The 16,703-nt window shown below is 47.0% G+C and carries 17 protein-coding genes; 15 read left to right on the forward strand and 2 right to left on the reverse strand.

Annotated features, from left to right (window positions below; translation table 11 throughout):
- Positions 1 to 10: 10 nt before the first annotated feature.
- The 11 genes from EI981_RS09725 (at position 11) to EI981_RS09775 (ending at position 12,208) form a co-directional block, all read left to right on the forward strand.
- Positions 11 to 700 carry a transcriptional regulator gene (locus EI981_RS09725; protein ID WP_126997623.1) on the forward strand — a complete coding sequence of 230 codons (690 nt, stop codon included), beginning with the start codon at positions 11 to 13 and terminating at the stop codon, positions 698 to 700.
- Positions 701 to 1,258: 558 nt separating this feature from the next.
- Positions 1,259 to 1,729 carry a Fur family transcriptional regulator gene (locus tag EI981_RS09730; protein WP_126997625.1) on the forward strand — a complete coding sequence of 157 codons (471 nt, stop codon included), beginning with the start codon at positions 1,259 to 1,261 and terminating at the stop codon, positions 1,727 to 1,729.
- Between the two features lies 1 nt (position 1,730).
- Positions 1,731 to 1,994, forward strand: coding sequence for a membrane protein insertion efficiency factor YidD (yidD, locus tag EI981_RS09735; RefSeq protein ID WP_068781867.1), 264 nt, complete (start codon positions 1,731 to 1,733; stop codon positions 1,992 to 1,994).
- Between the two features lie 719 nt (positions 1,995 to 2,713).
- Complete coding sequence (gene metG, locus EI981_RS09740) at positions 2,714 to 4,720, forward strand: methionine--tRNA ligase (protein ID WP_126997627.1); 2,007 nt, start codon at positions 2,714 to 2,716, stop codon at positions 4,718 to 4,720.
- A gap of 318 nt (positions 4,721 to 5,038) precedes the next feature.
- Positions 5,039 to 6,040, forward strand: coding sequence for a metal ABC transporter substrate-binding protein (locus EI981_RS09745; protein WP_193556440.1), 1,002 nt, complete (start codon positions 5,039 to 5,041; stop codon positions 6,038 to 6,040).
- A 42-nt stretch (positions 6,041 to 6,082) separates the two neighbouring features.
- On the forward strand, positions 6,083 to 6,841 hold the full coding sequence (locus EI981_RS09750; protein WP_126997629.1) for a metal ABC transporter ATP-binding protein: 759 nt from the start codon (positions 6,083 to 6,085) through the stop codon (positions 6,839 to 6,841).
- A 69-nt stretch (positions 6,842 to 6,910) separates the two neighbouring features.
- The gene (locus EI981_RS09755) at positions 6,911 to 7,714 is read left to right on the forward strand and encodes a metal ABC transporter permease (protein ID WP_126997631.1); all 804 of its coding nucleotides are present in this window, start codon (positions 6,911 to 6,913) and stop codon (positions 7,712 to 7,714) included.
- A 101-nt stretch (positions 7,715 to 7,815) separates the two neighbouring features.
- Positions 7,816 to 8,529, forward strand: coding sequence for a cytochrome c biogenesis CcdA family protein (locus EI981_RS09760; RefSeq protein ID WP_126997633.1), 714 nt, complete (start codon positions 7,816 to 7,818; stop codon positions 8,527 to 8,529).
- Between the two features lie 296 nt (positions 8,530 to 8,825).
- On the forward strand, positions 8,826 to 9,251 hold the full coding sequence (gene mntR / locus EI981_RS09765; RefSeq protein ID WP_126997635.1) for a transcriptional regulator MntR: 426 nt from the start codon (positions 8,826 to 8,828) through the stop codon (positions 9,249 to 9,251).
- A 144-nt stretch (positions 9,252 to 9,395) separates the two neighbouring features.
- Positions 9,396 to 11,018 (forward strand): family 10 glycosylhydrolase, encoded by a 1,623-nt coding sequence (locus EI981_RS09770; RefSeq protein ID WP_126997637.1) that lies wholly within the window; start codon positions 9,396 to 9,398, stop codon positions 11,016 to 11,018.
- A gap of 227 nt (positions 11,019 to 11,245) precedes the next feature.
- Positions 11,246 to 12,208: a patatin-like phospholipase family protein gene (locus EI981_RS09775; protein ID WP_126997639.1), complete on the forward strand. Its 963-nt coding sequence runs from the start codon at positions 11,246 to 11,248 to the stop codon at positions 12,206 to 12,208.
- 40 nt (positions 12,209 to 12,248) lie between these two features.
- Here the strand turns inward: EI981_RS09775 and EI981_RS09780 are convergent, their stop codons facing one another.
- Together EI981_RS09780 and EI981_RS09785 are read right to left on the reverse strand one after the other, a co-directional pair.
- Positions 12,249 to 12,575 (reverse strand): transmembrane 9 family protein, encoded by a 327-nt coding sequence (locus EI981_RS09780; RefSeq protein ID WP_126997641.1) that lies wholly within the window; start codon positions 12,573 to 12,575, stop codon positions 12,249 to 12,251.
- Positions 12,576 to 12,582: 7 nt separating this feature from the next.
- Positions 12,583 to 13,584 (reverse strand): DUF1385 domain-containing protein, encoded by a 1,002-nt coding sequence (locus tag EI981_RS09785; protein WP_126997643.1) that lies wholly within the window; start codon positions 13,582 to 13,584, stop codon positions 12,583 to 12,585.
- Between the two features lie 304 nt (positions 13,585 to 13,888).
- Between EI981_RS09785 and EI981_RS09790 the strand changes: the two genes are divergently transcribed.
- The 4 genes from EI981_RS09790 (at position 13,889) to efp (ending at position 16,675) form a co-directional block, all read left to right on the forward strand.
- Complete coding sequence (locus EI981_RS09790) at positions 13,889 to 14,386, forward strand: YqhR family membrane protein (RefSeq protein WP_126997645.1); 498 nt, start codon at positions 13,889 to 13,891, stop codon at positions 14,384 to 14,386.
- Between the two features lie 127 nt (positions 14,387 to 14,513).
- Positions 14,514 to 14,951: a type II 3-dehydroquinate dehydratase gene (gene aroQ, locus EI981_RS09795; RefSeq protein ID WP_126997647.1), complete on the forward strand. Its 438-nt coding sequence runs from the start codon at positions 14,514 to 14,516 to the stop codon at positions 14,949 to 14,951.
- A gap of 57 nt (positions 14,952 to 15,008) precedes the next feature.
- Positions 15,009 to 16,082 carry a M24 family metallopeptidase gene (locus tag EI981_RS09800; RefSeq protein ID WP_126997649.1) on the forward strand — a complete coding sequence of 358 codons (1,074 nt, stop codon included), beginning with the start codon at positions 15,009 to 15,011 and terminating at the stop codon, positions 16,080 to 16,082.
- A 35-nt stretch (positions 16,083 to 16,117) separates the two neighbouring features.
- On the forward strand, positions 16,118 to 16,675 hold the full coding sequence (efp, locus tag EI981_RS09805; RefSeq protein ID WP_126997651.1) for an elongation factor P: 558 nt from the start codon (positions 16,118 to 16,120) through the stop codon (positions 16,673 to 16,675).
- Positions 16,676 to 16,703: the final 28 nt, after the last annotated feature.

Consider the following 16,703-nt stretch of genomic DNA (forward strand, 5'->3'; position numbering starts at 1 on the left):
GAATTAACTTATGAGCTTATTTATCCAAACTTATGAAGAGTGGCTGCACAGAAATATTGTGGAGGAGGACAATCCAAGAAGACGTGAGCTCCTTGAAAAAGGCTTGACTCACAGTACTTATGAATTTCTTCGACTATGTTGGTATCCATCAATCGGGAACTTGGATAATCTACACCCTGAATGGGAAGTTAGGGACATGAAGAATGCAGTCCGTTATCTTGACCTGGCCTATATGCCGGGAGGCGCCAAAGGATGTATTGAAATTCAAGATTACCGATCTCACGCCAGAGATATTGGTGTTACACGCTTTAAGGATTTATGCATGAAGCATTCGATGCTTGCTCTAGATGACTGGACAATACTCCCTATAGCATATCTTTCGATAGTTGAGGAACCCAAGGTTTGTAGGCAACTTATACTGGCCTTTATTGGAAAATTCATATCGACTTCATTGTCATCAGATTTGGATTGGGCTGAAGCAGAAACGCTTCGATTTGCCCGTAGATTCATGCATTCTTTTTCAGCAGTCGAAATCGCCGATCACCTTCGACTTTCTGATCGTCACACTCGGCGCGTCCTGCATGGATTAGTTGAACGGAATTTGTTGATGGTCACTAATAGAAAACAGCGTTATCGGACTTATCAGCTTGCTACAGAGTCAGTAGAAGTTAGTAGTTTGACAGGGGTGTGCAAAATCTAACGGACATAGCAGCCCCTTAGGATAGTAATTCCGTCCATTATGAATTCTAACGGACATGGTTGTGCGTTAGATGATAAAGATACCTCTTTTAGCTATGTCTGCAGCCTTTAAGCGCTTGTAGTGACCGTTAAATTTAGAAAACAGTAGTTTCTTGCTCGTAAGCGTCGCTGGTGTCCGTTACAAGTATGATCATGCTAAAGGGGCCCAGGCGCGGACGATATGCGCCCTTAAGAGGAGCATAGGGCTTAACAGGCAGGCGCTTACAGGCACATGGGGGCATGACGAGCGCACAACGAGCGCATAAAGGGCGCTTACAGGTGCATGAACAGGCACAAACGAGGCACATAACGAGACACAATGAGGAGCATAACCAGGCCCAAGCGAGGCTATAAAGAGCGCAAAACAGGCGCAAGTAAGGCTATCACCTGCATGCGGCCTGGGGTTGGCCGTTGATAATGGGACTTGTTACATTGACGGAGGAGAATTTTTGCGGCATTATTAAGAGAGATGTAATGTAAAAGACGCATGGAAGGGTAGTTCAGACGGGAGGAATGTCACATGCTGTCGACAGAGGATATTATCGGTGTGATGTCTGCCCAGGGTTTGCGAATCACCGACCAGCGCAAAAGCTTGGCCAAACTGTTCGCAGAACGGGACGGTTATCTAACGCCAAAAGATGTATATGAGTATATGGGCAAACAATACAGTGGGCTTAGCTTCGATACCGTATACAGAAATCTCAGGGTTATGGAAGAGCTCGGAGTGCTCGAGCAAGTTGTATTTGAGGATGGACTGAAGTTCAGAGTCAGCTGCAGCAAGGAAGGGCATCATCATCACCATATGATTTGCTTGCAGTGCGAGAAGACGTATCCAATTCATTTCTGCCCGATGCCCATGACGGATGCCCCTGAGGAGTTCCAGATCGTGAAGCATAAATTTGAAGTATTCGGTTATTGCAAAAATTGCCGCCCTGACAAGTGTCAGGTCCCAGCTTCGAATACGGGTAAGGAATTGGGCGGAGGCGTATAATATGGGCATCGTCCGCAAGACTTTTCAGGCGCCGATCCATGTATACCGTAAATTTATTTCGCCGCTGAAGCCTCCAACCTGCCGCTTCTATCCGACCTGCTCGGCGTATGCGTTGGAAGCGATTGAAGTGCATGGGCCCTTGAAGGGCTCCTGGCTGGCCGCTAGGCGGATCGTGAAGTGCCACCCTTTTCATCCAGGTGGTGTGGACCTGGTACCGCCCAAGAAGACTCACGTCAAGTATAAAGATAAGGCAGGGCGGGTATAACTTGACAACAGATATGTCTTTTCATAATATAGTGCTATATGTACGTATTCAATAAGTATAGACTTGTTGAACATTAACCTTTATATATGTCCAGTGAAGGGATGAGTACAGAGCGTTGCGTCCAGCAGCAGAGAACCGGGGAAGCTGAGAACCGGTCTGGAACAGCTTTGGAATATGGTCCTGGAGGAACTGCTTTCGAGTCGGGCCTAGCTAGGCCGATAAGGGAGTAGCGCGGATCCGGCGTTAATGGATGGTTGCGACAGCGACCAACTGAGCCCGTTCGCCTGCAAAGGTGCGGGGAATTTGGGTGGTAACACGTGAGAGATCTCTCGTCCCATTGTGGGGCGGGAGTTTTTTTATTTTAACTAAAAAGTGGTGTTCAAAAAGACCGGTTTTCAGCACCGAGTAGGTTGGGTGAAGCTAGGGCGTGAGGAGCGGAGCGTACGTAGTCTGTACGTGAGCACCTGAGATGTTTCCGGAGGAAACATACTTCGTAAGCATACGCTTGGCCCGGGTGAATCCAAGATTCGATGCCGAGCCCACTTCCTGACACACTTGGTGTTAGATATAGAATTTATAAGTTATCAGCGTAGCTGATGAAATTCTATATCGCAAGAAACCCTACCTCTCGATCGTTGTCGCTCATCCTTGAATGACTTCGATCGGGTTTCTTATCAAAAGCGGACTTTTTGAACTACTTGAATTAAGGAGATGACAGTATGTCTGACAAGAAAACCTTCTACATCACGACGCCGATTTATTATCCGAGCGCTAAACTGCATATCGGCCATGCTTATACGACCGTGGCCGGCGATGCTATAGCACGCTACAAAAGGTTGCGCGGCTATGATGTTCGCTATTTGACAGGATCGGATGAACATGGGCAAAAAATCGAGCAAAAAGCTAAGGAGAGTGGGAAAACCCCGCAGCAGTTCGTCGATGATATTGTTGTTGGCATTAAGGAGCTGTGGAAGAAGCTTGACATTTCTAATGATGACTACATTCGTACGACGGAACCACGCCATAAAGAGGTTGTGGCCGAGATTTTTGATCGTCTGTTGAAGAAGGGCGACATTTATAAGGGCGAGTACGAAGGCTGGTACAGCATTCCTGATGAGACTTATTATACAGAGTCGCAATTGGTGGATGTCATCAAGAATGAGAAGGGGGAAGTCATCGGCGGCAAAAGTCCGGAAAGTGGTCACCCGGTAGAGCTGGTGAAGGAGGAATCCTATTTCTTCCGGATGAGCAATTATGTCGATCGTCTGCTGAAGTATTACGAGGAAAATCCCGAATTCATTCAACCTGAATCACGTAAGAACGAAATGATTAACAATTTCATCAAACCTGGTCTTGAGGACTTGGCTGTGTCCCGTACTACCTTCGATTGGGGCGTTAAAGTCAAGGGCGATCCGAAGCATGTCGTCTATGTGTGGATCGATGCTCTGACCAATTATATTACTGCCCTGGGCTATGGCAGTGATAACGAAGAGATGTTCAACCGTTATTGGCCTGCCGATGTGCATCTGGTAGGTAAGGAAATCGTTCGCTTCCATACGATTTATTGGCCGATTATGCTGATGGCACTTGATCTGCCGCTGCCGAAGAAGGTATTTGGCCATGGCTGGCTGCTGATGAAGGGCGGCAAAATGTCCAAGTCGAAAGGCAATGTCGTTGATCCGAACGTACTTATTGATCGTTATGGTCTTGATGCTACACGTTACTATTTGCTTCGCGAGGTGCCGTTCGGCGCTGATGGTTCGTTCACCCCAGAGAGCTTCGTACAACGTGTAAACTCTGATCTGGCTAACGATCTAGGCAATTTGCTGAACCGTACCGTGGCGATGGTAGGCAAGTATTTTGAAGGCATCGTACCTGCCTATCGTCCAAATGTAACAGCATATGATGCGGATCTGGCCGACATGGCGCTGCGCACTGTAGAGAAGGTAGAGGAAGTGATGGAGAACTTGGAATTCTCTGTTGCTTTGACTGCGATTAGCGCATTTATTAGCCGTACGAACAAATATATCGACGAGACGCAGCCATGGACGCTTGCCAAGGATGAAGCCAAGCGCGATGAGCTTGCTTCTGTAATGGTGAATCTGGTGGAATCGCTGCGGATCATTTCAATTCTGTTGCAACCATTCCTGACGAAGGCCCCAGCGAAAATTTGGGAGCAATTAGGCATCACACCAGGAGAATTGACAGCATGGGATAGCGCCAAGAGCTTTGGCTTGATTCCAGCAGGTACAACAATGGGCAAGGGTGAGCCTATCTTCCCACGTCTCGAAGTGGAGAAGGAGATTGAGTTTATCGATAACTCGATGACTGGAGGCGTATCCGCTGCTGCGGAAGCTGCACCTGATTCCAGCAAACCGGTAGTGGAACAGCCGGAATTGAAGGAAGAGATCGGCATTGATGATTTCGCTAAGGTAGAGCTGAGAGTAGCTGAGGTGCTTGCCTGTGAGCCGGTGCCAAAAGCCGATAAGCTTCTGAAGCTGCAACTTGATCTTGGCTTCGAGCAACGTCAGGTCGTATCGGGGATCGCCAAGTTCTATAAACCGGAGGAGCTTGTAGGGCGCAAGGTGATTTGTGTGACGAACCTGAAGCCGGTGAAGCTGCGCGGTGAACTGTCACAGGGCATGATTCTCGCTGCATCGCAAGGGGATCAGTTGACACTGGCAACCGTACCTGAATCGATGCCTAACGGAGCTGTCGTGAAGTAATAGTAAGTTATAATAATACCGCCAGGGGACATGCCTCTGGCGTTTTTTTTATGGGAAGATCTTATATGGATCCGGTTCACAATCAGACCTTCGAATAAAACGGGTACATATTGTCAACAAATACTGATATAGAGCGGAATAGAGCGGCTAGCGGCTCATAGATTCAAAGGGGCAGAAGCAGTCAAGACTTGCATAGTTTTGGCTGCTCTTTATTTCAACTTTGCTTATTTTTAAAAATAATATAGTTGACAAAACTTTAAATTTGCACATATAATCCTAATTGTAATTATTACGATTAAGTGCGGAGGTTATGAATTCATGGTTTTGACAAGACGTAAGTTAGGGACTGCAGGATTAATCCTGCTCATGTTAATATTTATGGTTATCTTATCGGGCTGCGGCAAGAAGAGCAATGCTGAAATCGTTCCAGGTAAGGTAAATGTAGTTACAAGCTTCTATCCTATCTATGAATTTGCCAAGGAGATTGGCGGGGATGAAGCCAATGTGACTAATTTGCTGCCAACAGGGGTCGAGCCACATGATTGGACACCGCGCAGCAAAGAGATTCTGAACACGTCGAAGGCGCAGTTATTCCTGTATCATGGTGCCGGGCTGGAGGGCTGGGTACCGAACTTCCTGAAGGGGCTTGGCAGCGATGCTGTTGTGAAGCCGGTGGAGGTTAGCCAAGGCGTGTCCCTAATTACCGCGGAAGGTGATGATGGACATCACCATGGAGAAGAAGAGGCTGAGCGCGACCATCATAATGAAGGAAGCGAAGCTGAAGCAGAGAGCAGCCATCATATCGATCCTCATACTTGGGTCAGTCCGAAATCCGCTAAGATTATCGCAGAAAACATTAAAAATAGCTTCATCGAAGTCGATCCGGATCACCAAGCGGATTACGAGAGCAGATATGCGGAACTTGCAAAAAAATTGGATGATCTCGATGCGAAATTCTCCACTGAGCTTGCAGGCACGAACAAGAAAGAAATCGTTGTATCCCACCAAGCTTTCGGTTACCTATGCCGTGATTATGGCTTGACACAGCATGCAATTATGGGGTTATCACCCGATGCTGAGCCAAGAGCGCAGGATATCGTTGCTTTATCGAAGACGGTGAAGGAGGAAGGAATCCAATATATTTTCTTCGAAGAACTGGTATCTGACAGATTAGCGAAGACATTGGCTAATGAGGCTGGTGTTAAGACACTAGTGCTGAATCCTGTTGAAGGATTGACGAAAGAGCAAGAGAAGAACGGAGAGAATTATTTTACCTTGATGGAGAAGAACTTGCAAAATCTGCTGCTCGCTCTACAATAAGGAGAGTCAGATGGTTCGTACAGAGCAGAAAGGAAATTGTCTATGAAACCAGAAATATCAGTGCCACGAGAATACTGTCATGATAATGTCATTGAACTTGATCATATCTCATTTGCTTATCAAAACCAGAAGGTCATTTCCGATTTCAGCTTTGTTGTCAAAGAACGGGATTTTGTTGGTCTAATCGGCTCGAATGGCGCGGGCAAGACAACTTTAATGCGCATGATGGTAGGTCTCCTACAGCCTAATTCGGGCGAGATCAAGCTGTTTGGTCAGCCGATTCGCCAGTTCCGAGATTGGGAGCGGGTCGGTTACGTGCCACAGAAGAACTCTTTTAACCCATTGTTCCCGGCAACGGTACGCGAGGTTGTGTTATCGGGGCTTTATAGCAATAAGAAATTGTTCCGCCGCATTGGGGCGGCGGAGCAGAAGAAATGTAATGACGCGCTTGAAGTCATGAAGATTAGCGATCTAGCAAATAAGCGGATTGGACAGCTGTCCGGCGGGCAGCAACAGCGCGTCTTTCTGGCCAGAGCGATGATTAATCATCCCGATTTGCTCGTACTGGATGAGCCTACGGTCGGCATCGATGCCCAGACGCAAGCTGATTTCTTTGAATTGATTTGCCATTTGCACGCACATCACCAGATGACTTTTTTGATGGTATCTCATGATCTTGATTTTATTCACGGATACATGGGCGTTGAACCGCGGGCTCACTGTGGAGCTATTGGTCTCTATGTCCGCCATTCCCATGATCCTGAATGTGTGATACCTGATTTGCAGCATTCCTTATTATAAGAATAGAAGAATGATCCTTATCGTCTAAGGCTGCTGTTGTATGATATGTAAATGAGGAGATGGATCTACTTGGAAATATTAACTGCGGATTTCTTTCTAAGAGCGCTGACAGGCGGGCTGCTGATCGGTCTTACCGCCCCCCTGATCGGCATTTTTCTTGTCTTGCGAAGATTGTCCATGATTGGTGATACCCTAGCCCATGTGACGATAGCGGGCGTTGCGCTCGGATTCCTGATTGAGGTGTATCCGATGGGAGTTGGTCTTCTCTTCGCCGTTGTTGCGTCATTTGCGATTGAGAAGCTACGTAAAGCCTATAAGGGCTATGCGGAGTTGTCCATTGCCATTATCATGTCTGGGGGCGTAGCACTAGCCTCATTGTTCTTTACCCTTGGAATGGGTTACAATACAGATGTTAACAGTTATTTATTCGGCAGTATTTATACACTCGATCAAGTTGATTTATATGTCGTTGGTGTAGTTACTCTGATCGTCATTATCACTATATTCCTTCTATTTAAAGAATACTTCCTGTTAACATTTGAAGAGGATGCAGCATCTGTCAGCGGATTGCCTGTTAAAGTCCTGAATATGCTACTTACTGTGCTTACTGCCCTTGTAATTAGTACTGCGATCAAGATTGTTGGAGCATTGCTTGTCTCCGCTTTGCTTACGATCCCAGCTGCGACAAGTCTACTGATTGCCAGAAGCTTCAAACAATCGGTTGTGTTCTCAGTGGTCATCTCTGAGATTGCCGTCGTCGTTGGCCTCGTCATCGCGGGAATCTGGAATCTGGCTCCAGGCGCAACGATTGTATTGTTCCTGATTGCTATGTTGATCCTGACGATTATGGGTAAGCGTGGCTTATCTGCTTGAGCTATGGATGCTTTGAGAGTAAAGCAAATAGAGAGATCAAGATAGAGAAATAAGGAAAGAAAGAAACCGGGAATAAAGAAGAATTGAATAGGGAGGCTGTTATGACCGATATTCATTTAGGAGTCGCCTTTGCGGCAGGAGTGGCCTCTTTCATATCTCCTTGCTGCTTGCCACTGTACCCATCTTACTTGTCCTATATTACGGGCATGTCAGTGCAGACCTTGAGGACAGAACAGAATCGCAGAGATGTCCGGTTCCGGACATTAACGCATACACTGGCCTTTATCCTCGGTTTTTCGGTTGTGTTCTATACCCTTGGCTTTGGGGCTGGGTTGTTCGGCGAGTTTTTTAATCAATATCGCGATTTGATTCGCCAACTCTCCGCTGTGCTAATTATTGCGATGGGCTTGTTTCTGCTAGGGATCTTTCAACCGCAATTTCTATTAAAAGAGCGCAAAATGGATTTGAAGCTAAACAAGGCGGGATACATAGGTTCTTTCATATTTGGTATCGGCTTCTCGGCGGGGTGGTCGCCTTGCGTTGGTCCTATTCTAGCAGCAATTATCGCTATGGCTGTTAGTGAACCAGGTGCTTGGTTAGGTATGATCACGGCTTATACACTGGGGTTTGCTCTACCGTTCTTCATATTAGCCTTCTTCATCGGACAGACACGTTGGATTGTACGTTATTCTGCGGTCGTGATGAAGGTCGGCGGTGCTCTCATGTTGTTGATGGGTGTACTCCTATTCACAAATAAAATGACGCAGATTACCATTTGGCTGCAGTCTATTACTCCGGAATGGCTCAAATTCTAATTATCCGAAAACATGAAAAGAGCTATTAAATGCGAGTTCAAAAACGGTTTTCAGCACCGAGAAGGTTGGATGAAGCTAGGGAGTGAGGAGCGGAGCGTACGTAGTTTGTACGTGAGCACCGGAAGGCCCGGGTGAATTCAAGATTCGATGTCGAATAAGCTCTCAGTGTTACTTCGTGATCAAAAGCGGACTTAAGAGGTATGTACTTGCCAATAGACAAGCATAACATGTATCATTAACAGAGTAACGGGCAGATATATTCTGCCCGTGTGAACTCATGGAAAAGAGGTAGTCAGATGCCAACGCCGAGTATGGAGGATTATTTGGAGCGTATCTATAAGCTCATTGATGAGAAAGGATATGCACGGGTTTCCGATATCGCGGAAGGTTTGGAGGTACATCCTTCATCCGTAACGAAGATGATACAGAAACTGGATAAAGACGAATATTTAATTTATGAGAAATATCGTGGTCTGGTATTGACGAATAAAGGCAAGAAAGTAGGAAAGCGCCTCGTTGATCGTCACCAACTGCTTGAAGAGTTCCTCGAATTGATTGGAGTTGATGATAGCAACATCTATAAGGATGTTGAAGGAATCGAGCATCATCTAAGCTGGGACTCTATCACCTGCATCGCTTCACTCGTAGAATATTTCAAACGGGATGAGTCCAAGATCCGTGAACTGCGTGAAGTTCATCAAGAGCTTCTGGGCGAATCGTAACTTTAGCATCTGTCTCATTTAGGCAGATGTCTTTTGTTTCTTTAGTACCATTTTTTCGTCTGACCGCAACTCCAGTCATATGATAAGCGTTAGAATTAAGAGCGGTTATTCGCGAACGACTATCATATCAATCGGAGGTAACAGATGAAATTACGAACATGGTTTATTCCGCTACTCATTCTACTCATCGCCTGGCCGTTTGCTGGTACGGCACGGACGGAAGCAGCATCAGCCAGCGTGATTCAGATCTATCTGAATGGTGATCTACTCCCAAGCGATACTGCACCTTATTTAAAGCCTAAAGTGAATGTCACCATGGTCCCGCTTCGCGTCATTAGCGAAGGCCTGGGAGCTAGCGTGCTTTGGTCACAGGCCACGAAGACGGCGACGATTCAGAAGAACGGCAACAATTTGGTGCTGATCACTGGCCACAATGTTGCCGAGGTAAATGGAAGCTCGGTAGCGCTCGACGTATCGGTTGAGAATATACGAGGTCGCACCATGGTACCGATTCGCTTCGTCAGTGAGCAGCTTGGACTCGATGTAGTCTGGAATCAATCATTGAAGACGATATCGCTGACTTCTAAGGATGGAGACCCTCAGCTGCCGGGAGAGGAAGGACAGAACCCACAGCCGCCTGTGAATCCGCCACAGGTAAGTAACGAGCTTCGCGGAGCATGGGTCTCCACGGTGTATAATCTGGATTGGCCAAGCAGTACTTCTGCTGGAAAGGCAGAATCGCAGAAGCAGGAATACGTGAAGCTGCTTGATGATCTGCAAGGAATGGGAATCAATGCCGTATTCGTTCAGGTACGGCCTTCCGGAGACGCGTTCTATCCTTCGGACCTCGTGCCGTGGAGTACTTATCTAACAGGGGTCTCCGGCAAAGATCCTGATTATGATCCGCTTCAGTTTATGATTGACGAGACTCATCGCCGCGGAATGGAATTCCACGCCTGGTTCAACCCGTTCCGAGCTAGTGTGGATACCAATACAGCCAAGCTGGCGAACAATCATGTAGCTAACAGTCATCCAGAATGGATTGTGAAATTCGCAAATAAGCTGTATATCAATCCGGGTATACCAGATGCTCGTGAACATGTAATTGATGCGATCATGGAAGTAGTGAACCGTTACGATATTGACGGAGTCCATCTAGATGATTACTTCTATCCGACAGGGGAGACGAAGACGAGCTATTTCAATGATGACAGCACTTATAAACAGTACAATTCCAAGCAGTTGAACAATAAGGGAGACTGGCGGCGCGATAATATTAACGAGTTCGTGAACGATTTGGGCAGAAGTATTCATCAGGTGAAGCCAAATGTATCCTATGGTATCAGTCCTTTTGGAGTCTGGCGTAATAAGAGTACAGACCCGACCGGATCAGATACGAAGGCTGGCATCACCGCTTATGATAGTACGTATGCGGATGTAAGAGCCTGGATACAGAATGGTTGGGTTGATTATGTAGCCCCGCAAATTTATTGGAGTATGAGCTTCAATGTCGCGAAGTACGATACTTTGGTTGATTGGTGGGCGAAGGAGGTTGCAGGCAGCCGCGTCAAGCTATATATCGGCCATGCTCCTTATAAGCTGGGAACCTCCGAAGCAGGTTGGAGCAGCGCCCAGGAAATTATCAATCAGCTGACATACAATCGTAGCGTACCAGAAGTTAGCGGTAGCATCTTCTTCAGCGCCAAGGAACTGAGAAAGAATCCATTAGGACTTATACCTCTTCTGCAATCATATTATAGCTTATAAGTTAGAATAGTCCGCTTTTCAGCACCGAGAAGGTTGGATGAAGCTAGGGACTGAGGAGCGGAGCGTACGTAGTTGGTACGTGAGCACCGGAAGGCCCGGGTGAATTCAAGATTCGATGTCGAGTTCACTTCCTGATTCACTTCGTGATCAAAAGCGGTAGTCATAGAAATAGCCCCTATCATCATACATAAGCATTAGACTTGTGTATGGGATGGGGGCTTTTTTATATGCTGATAAACGGTGTATTTGAAGGAGGAGGCGTTAGGGGCATCTCGCTTGCAGGGGCAGTCCGGGCAGCAGAGCTCCATGGCGGGAAATTCCATAAAGTTGCAGGAACATCGGCAGGCTCTATTGTAGCTTCCTTGATTGCGGCAGGCTATGATGCTGATGAGATGAAGGATATTATTATGACGACGTCGTTCAGCAAATTTTTGAAGCGGGCGCCTATTTTTAATATTGCGCTGATTGGGCCTGCATTGAGAGTTCTATTGAAAAAGGGTCTATACTCAGGCGAAGCCCTAGAGGAATGGATCAGGCAAATATTGCTTAAAAAAGGGGTACGGACATTTAGCGATCTGGAGAAGGGACGGCTGAGAATTATCGCTTCGGATATTACCAGTGGTAGAATTCTGATTCTGCCGGATGATCTGGAGAAGCTCGGCATTAAGCCGGGCGGGTTTGAAGTAGCGCGTGCCGTGAGGATGAGCTGTAGTATCCCCTATTTCTTTGATCCTGTCTTGCTTAGATTGCCTCCTAAGGAAGCGAAGGGCAAGACGTTTGCGGAGCAATTTCTGCATATCGTCGATGGCGGTCTGCTGAGTAATTTCCCACTATGGCTGTTCGATCGCGAGACCCCTAGGGGTGGGGAGAAGAGAATTCCGACGGTCGGCTTCCAGATGGTCGGCAAGAACAGCAATCAGCCTCATCTTATCCGTGGCCCGTTCTCCATGCTGGAGGCTATGGTGGCTACGATGCTGTCGGCTCATGATGAGCGGTATATCGAGCAGACCAACCGTTATCGGACCATCAAGATACCTACCCTTGGCATTGGCACTACTCAATTCGATATTACTCAAGAAGAAAGCCTGCTGCTTTATGAATCCGGACTCAGATCCGGGGAGCGCTTCTTCAAAGATTGGAATGACCAATATTATGAAGCGCAATTCAAAAAGTATCAGCAGGCTAGATGAGATTTAAAAAGATCGATTTTGATCAGGTGAACACCTATTCCTAATGGTACCTCGGCATATCGTCATCATTTTTGCCTTTTTGACCATCGATCACTTGAAAAGGATAAGCTTTACGCTTCTGTCCGGATGAGGTCGAGCGGCGTTCTGCCGCTAATTTGGACATCGTCGGGGCGGAAGGCTTCACTTTGGGGTTCTGTCTTCTATACTTACGCGGAGGATACTTATAGAGTAGGAATACGATTCCTACGATAAGGGCCGGGATTAAAATTCCGGTCCAATTCGTTGATCCTCCGCCGAACAGTCCATCTACAATACCAAAAGCTGCAAGTGCGATCAGTGCCCAAAATACGATGGCCTGTTTCTTCATATTTACATCATCCTTTCACGGGATCCAGAGCCGGGTGATTCGGTGTTGGATGGAGGGCTCCCTCTGCTTCAACCTGCGCATCCAGTTCGCGCATCCGGTTGAAGGAAGCGATCGATACTTCAAGCTGCTCTAGATTCGGTTCCTTGGTCGTTAACAGCTGCAGCCACAATCCGGGATAACCGAGATAACGAAGGATAGGAATATCTCTCATCGCATTCGTAATCCGCAGCATTTCAAAGGATACACCAATAACTACAGGCAACAGCAGAAGACGAATATAAATCCGCTCCCATAGCGTATCCCAACTGAAGATAGGCAAGGAGTAAATAACAACTCCAATAATAACCGTCAAAATAATGAAGCTGCTACCACAGCGATAATGCAAGCGACTGTATTTCTGCACTTTCTCAGGGGTCAGTTCTTCACCCGCCTCATAGGCGCTAATGACTTTATGTTCAGCCCCGTGATATTGGAATAACCTCTTGATCACAGGGGTCTGTGACATGATCCATAAATAGGCGAGCAGAAGGACGATCTTGATGACTCCTTCAACCAGCGTATGCAGGGTTTGATTATCAAATGCGTGCTGGAACAGAAATTGCTCGACAACCGCAGGGACAAGCGTAAAGATAAGCTTCCCGACGATAAAGGATAGTACTCCGGCGACAGCAACGCCAAAAATCATTCCCATCGACAGTCCGGACTCCTCTTTCTCCTTCTGCTTGGCGCGTTCTTCTGGTTCCATCTCGTCGTCAGCCATTGCTTCGGCCGAATAATTCAGGTGCTTAGAGCCTTTGGCACTGGAATCAATGATACTGACCAGACCGCGAATGAGCGGGATTTTACGGAGCCGCTTCACCCAGTTCTTATCTTGTTTGGGTACTTCCAGAAATGTAATCTCTCCATCCTTACGGCGTACTGCCGTAACATTAACGTGTTTACCGCCGAACATAACTCCTTCAATGACGGCTTGACCGCCGTAAATCGCGGGTTTTGATTCCTCAGGCAAATATTTCACCTTCCCTAAAGTATTAATTGATATTTAGCAATTCTCTCGATTCCGGCGGACGAAAAAGTATAGGTCTAACTGGAATGATTCCATTGTAACGAAATTCGCGGTCAAATTCTAGTTTGTTTAGATTAGTGCCTTTTAATTTGCGCATACTAATCCACAAACTATGAAATAAGTGTTCAAAAAGGTTGTTTTCAGTACCGTAACCATAAGCGGACTTTTTGAATCATCTTTTGAAGAGAAAGGAAGATGCTGTGTGGACCCACAAGGCCATAACCCTAAAAACGGGACAAATATTTGGATGTTTACGTTAGAAATCGGTTTGTTCGGCGGATTGATCTGGGGGGGAATCAAGGGAGTTTTTTATTTTATGCGCATAACGACGGTCGTTCCTGGATTCATGGTGGAGCCCTTTTTCAAAAGCCACTTCTTGAAGAGCCAACCTGGGTACTATGTCGGTTGGGGGGCCTTTATCGTCTTTTCACTTCTGGCTACCCTGATATACGTTCTTCTCTTCCGCAAGTTTAGTGGTCCGGTGCCTGGGATTCTCTATGGGATCGCCTGGTGGGTGATTCTGTTTGTTCTGGCCGGCCCGGCCCTACATTTGATGGAGCCGCTCCGTAAACTGTCTATGAATACGATCATCAGTGAATTCTGTCTCTATTTGTTATGGGGCCTCTTTGTCGGATATTCTACGGCACATGAATACACGGATGAGAGAAAGCGTGAGCCACAGGAAGTGTCGGATAAGCCACAGAAGAATCCTCTCAAGAAGCCCACGGAGAATCCCCAGCATTAGGGACAAAAAGCTTCTCAATTGACTCCTTCCTATGTTAAAATTACTTTTGATTCATGTTCGAAAAGTACGGATAATCTCTTTTTGAACGGTATCGTTACTGGTTATATCAAAGGAAGGGTGATCAGCGATGTATAACATCCTGGTGCTGAACGGGCCTAACCTGAATATGCTTGGTGTTCGTGAGCCTGGAATCTACGGCTCCGAAAGTTTAAGCGATATCGAGGTCAAGCTGAGTAAGCTGGCAGAAACAGAAGAGTTGTCCCTCACGTTCTTACAATCGAATCATGAGGGGGAACTCATCGATAAGATTCATGCGGCTTACGGGTCATGCGACGGTATTTTGATTAACCCCGGGGCACTTACCCACTACAGTTATGCGCTACATGATGCGCTGACTACGGTGAAGCTTCCGGTGGTTGAAGTGCATCTATCCAACATTCATGCACGTGAAGCCTTCCGCCATCATTCTGTCATAGCTCCGATTGCCATTGGACAGATTTCCGGCTTTGGATCGTTCGGATATGAGATGGGCCTGTTGGCGTTGAAGCGTCATTTGAGCAAGTAATGGATGCGGGAAACGCATGGATTTGTAAGAGAAAGCTGATATTAAGGAGAGTTAATTATGGTGAGCACACGTGTTACTCGGCTCCGCGAAGCGATGGCAAGCCATCAAGTGGAAGCCGTGTTAGTTACCGGTGATGTGAACCGCCGCTATTTGACGGGCTTTACCGGAACCTCTGGTTATGTCCTGATTACGCAGCAGAAGGCTTATTTGTTGACGGACTTCCGCTACACTACGCAGGCGGCAGAGCAGGCCAAAGGGTTCGAAATCGTGAAGCATGCCCCGGTCGTTACGGATACCATCAAGGAATTGCTTGCGACAGAACGGATCAACGGGCTTGGATTCGAGGAGGACAATGTAGTCTACTCGACTTACCGCAGCTATGAGAGCGGACTCACTCCTTGCGAGTTGGTTCCTGTCAAGGGATTGGTGGAAGGTCTGCGGACGTTCAAGGATGAAGGTGAGCTGGGAATTATGAAGCAGGCAGCCGATTTGGCTGACCGCACCTTCATGCATATGCTGGATGTAATCAAGCCAGGGGTTACCGAGCAGGACATGGCGCTTGAGATGGAAATGTTCATGCGCAAGAATGGAGCGACTTCAAGCTCATTTGATACGATCGTTGCATCCGGAGTGCGGTCGTCTCTACCTCATGGCGTTGCCAGCGGCAAGGTGATTGAGAGTGGGGACCTGGTTACTTTGGATTTCGGGGCGCTGCTGGGTGGATATTGCTCGGATATTACCCGTACAGTGATGGTAGGTACGCCTGATGCCAAGCAACGTGAAATATATGACATTGTTCTTGAAGCTCAGCTACATACGCTTGAGCATCTGCGTCCGGGCATGACTGGGCGCGAAGCGGACGCTCTTGCCCGCGATATCATCACTCGCTATGGCTATGGGGAACAATTCGGCCACAGTACAGGACATGGATTAGGTATGGAGGTTCACGAAGCTCCTAACCTGTCCGTGAGAAGTGATACCGTCCTTCAAGCAGGTATGGTTGTGACCGTTGAACCGGGAATTTATATTCCGGGATTCGGCGGAGTACGGATTGAAGATGACGTCGTTATGACAGAGAATGGCAACCGTCGTTTGACGGAATCGAGCAAAGACTTTACGATTATTTCGTAGATTAAATCTTTAACCTATTTGAGGAGGTTCTTTTAGTGATTTCAGTTAACGATTTTAAAACAGGCTTGACCGTCGAGGTAGACGGCGATATTTATACGGTGCTTGATTTCCAGCACGTTAAACCTGGTAAGGGAGCAGCATTCGTTCGCTCTAAATTGAAAAACCTCCGTAACGGAAACACTGTGGAGAAAACATTCCGTGCTGGTGAGACGATTGGACGAGCTTTGATCGATAACCGCGATGTGCAATATTTGTATGCTAGCGGTCAAGATCACGTATTCATGGATAACGAGACTTATGACCAATTCAGCTTGTCTGAAGAACAGTTGAAATGGGAACTCAACTTCCTGAAAGAGAATATGAGCGTTAAGATCGTCAGCTATCAAGGTGAGATTCTTGGCATCAACCTGCCGAACAGCGTTGAACTGAAAGTCGTTGAGACTGAGCCTGGAATCAAGGGCAACACAGCGACTGGCGCAACCAAAAATGCGAAGGTTGAGACTGGTCTGAACGTTCAAGTGCCTTTGTTCATCAATGAAGACGACATACTGCTAATCGATACTCGCGAAGGTAAATATATTTCCCGAGCGTAGTTTGCTGTCGGCAAGAACGGCGAAATGC

The sequence above is a fragment of the Paenibacillus lutimineralis genome (assembly GCF_003991425.1).
In the GTDB taxonomy this organism is placed as follows: domain Bacteria; phylum Bacillota; class Bacilli; order Paenibacillales; family Paenibacillaceae; genus Fontibacillus; species Fontibacillus lutimineralis.

Bases quoted from the DNA above. Each gene is read 5' to 3' on its own strand.
- EI981_RS09790 (WP_126997645.1), top strand. From the start codon at position 13,889: ATGTTTACGTTAGAAATCGGTTTGTTCGGCGGATTGATCTGGGGGGGA.
- metG (WP_126997627.1), top strand. From the start codon at position 2,714: ATGTCTGACAAGAAAACCTTCTACATCACGACGCCGATTTATTATCCG.
- EI981_RS09800 (WP_126997649.1), top strand. From the start codon at position 15,009: ATGGTGAGCACACGTGTTACTCGGCTCCGCGAAGCGATGGCAAGCCAT.
- EI981_RS09745 (WP_193556440.1), top strand. From the start codon at position 5,039: ATGGTTTTGACAAGACGTAAGTTAGGGACTGCAGGATTAATCCTGCTC.
- yidD (WP_068781867.1), top strand. From the start codon at position 1,731: ATGGGCATCGTCCGCAAGACTTTTCAGGCGCCGATCCATGTATACCGT.
- aroQ (WP_126997647.1), top strand. From the start codon at position 14,514: ATGTATAACATCCTGGTGCTGAACGGGCCTAACCTGAATATGCTTGGT.
- EI981_RS09770 (WP_126997637.1), top strand. From the start codon at position 9,396: ATGAAATTACGAACATGGTTTATTCCGCTACTCATTCTACTCATCGCC.
- EI981_RS09760 (WP_126997633.1), top strand. From the start codon at position 7,816: ATGACCGATATTCATTTAGGAGTCGCCTTTGCGGCAGGAGTGGCCTCT.
- mntR (WP_126997635.1), top strand. From the start codon at position 8,826: ATGCCAACGCCGAGTATGGAGGATTATTTGGAGCGTATCTATAAGCTC.
- EI981_RS09750 (WP_126997629.1), top strand. From the start codon at position 6,083: ATGAAACCAGAAATATCAGTGCCACGAGAATACTGTCATGATAATGTC.
- EI981_RS09730 (WP_126997625.1), top strand. From the start codon at position 1,259: ATGCTGTCGACAGAGGATATTATCGGTGTGATGTCTGCCCAGGGTTTG.
- EI981_RS09780 (WP_126997641.1), bottom strand. From the start codon at position 12,575: ATGAAGAAACAGGCCATCGTATTTTGGGCACTGATCGCACTTGCAGCT.
- EI981_RS09775 (WP_126997639.1), top strand. From the start codon at position 11,246: ATGCTGATAAACGGTGTATTTGAAGGAGGAGGCGTTAGGGGCATCTCG.
- EI981_RS09725 (WP_126997623.1), top strand. From the start codon at position 11: ATGAGCTTATTTATCCAAACTTATGAAGAGTGGCTGCACAGAAATATT.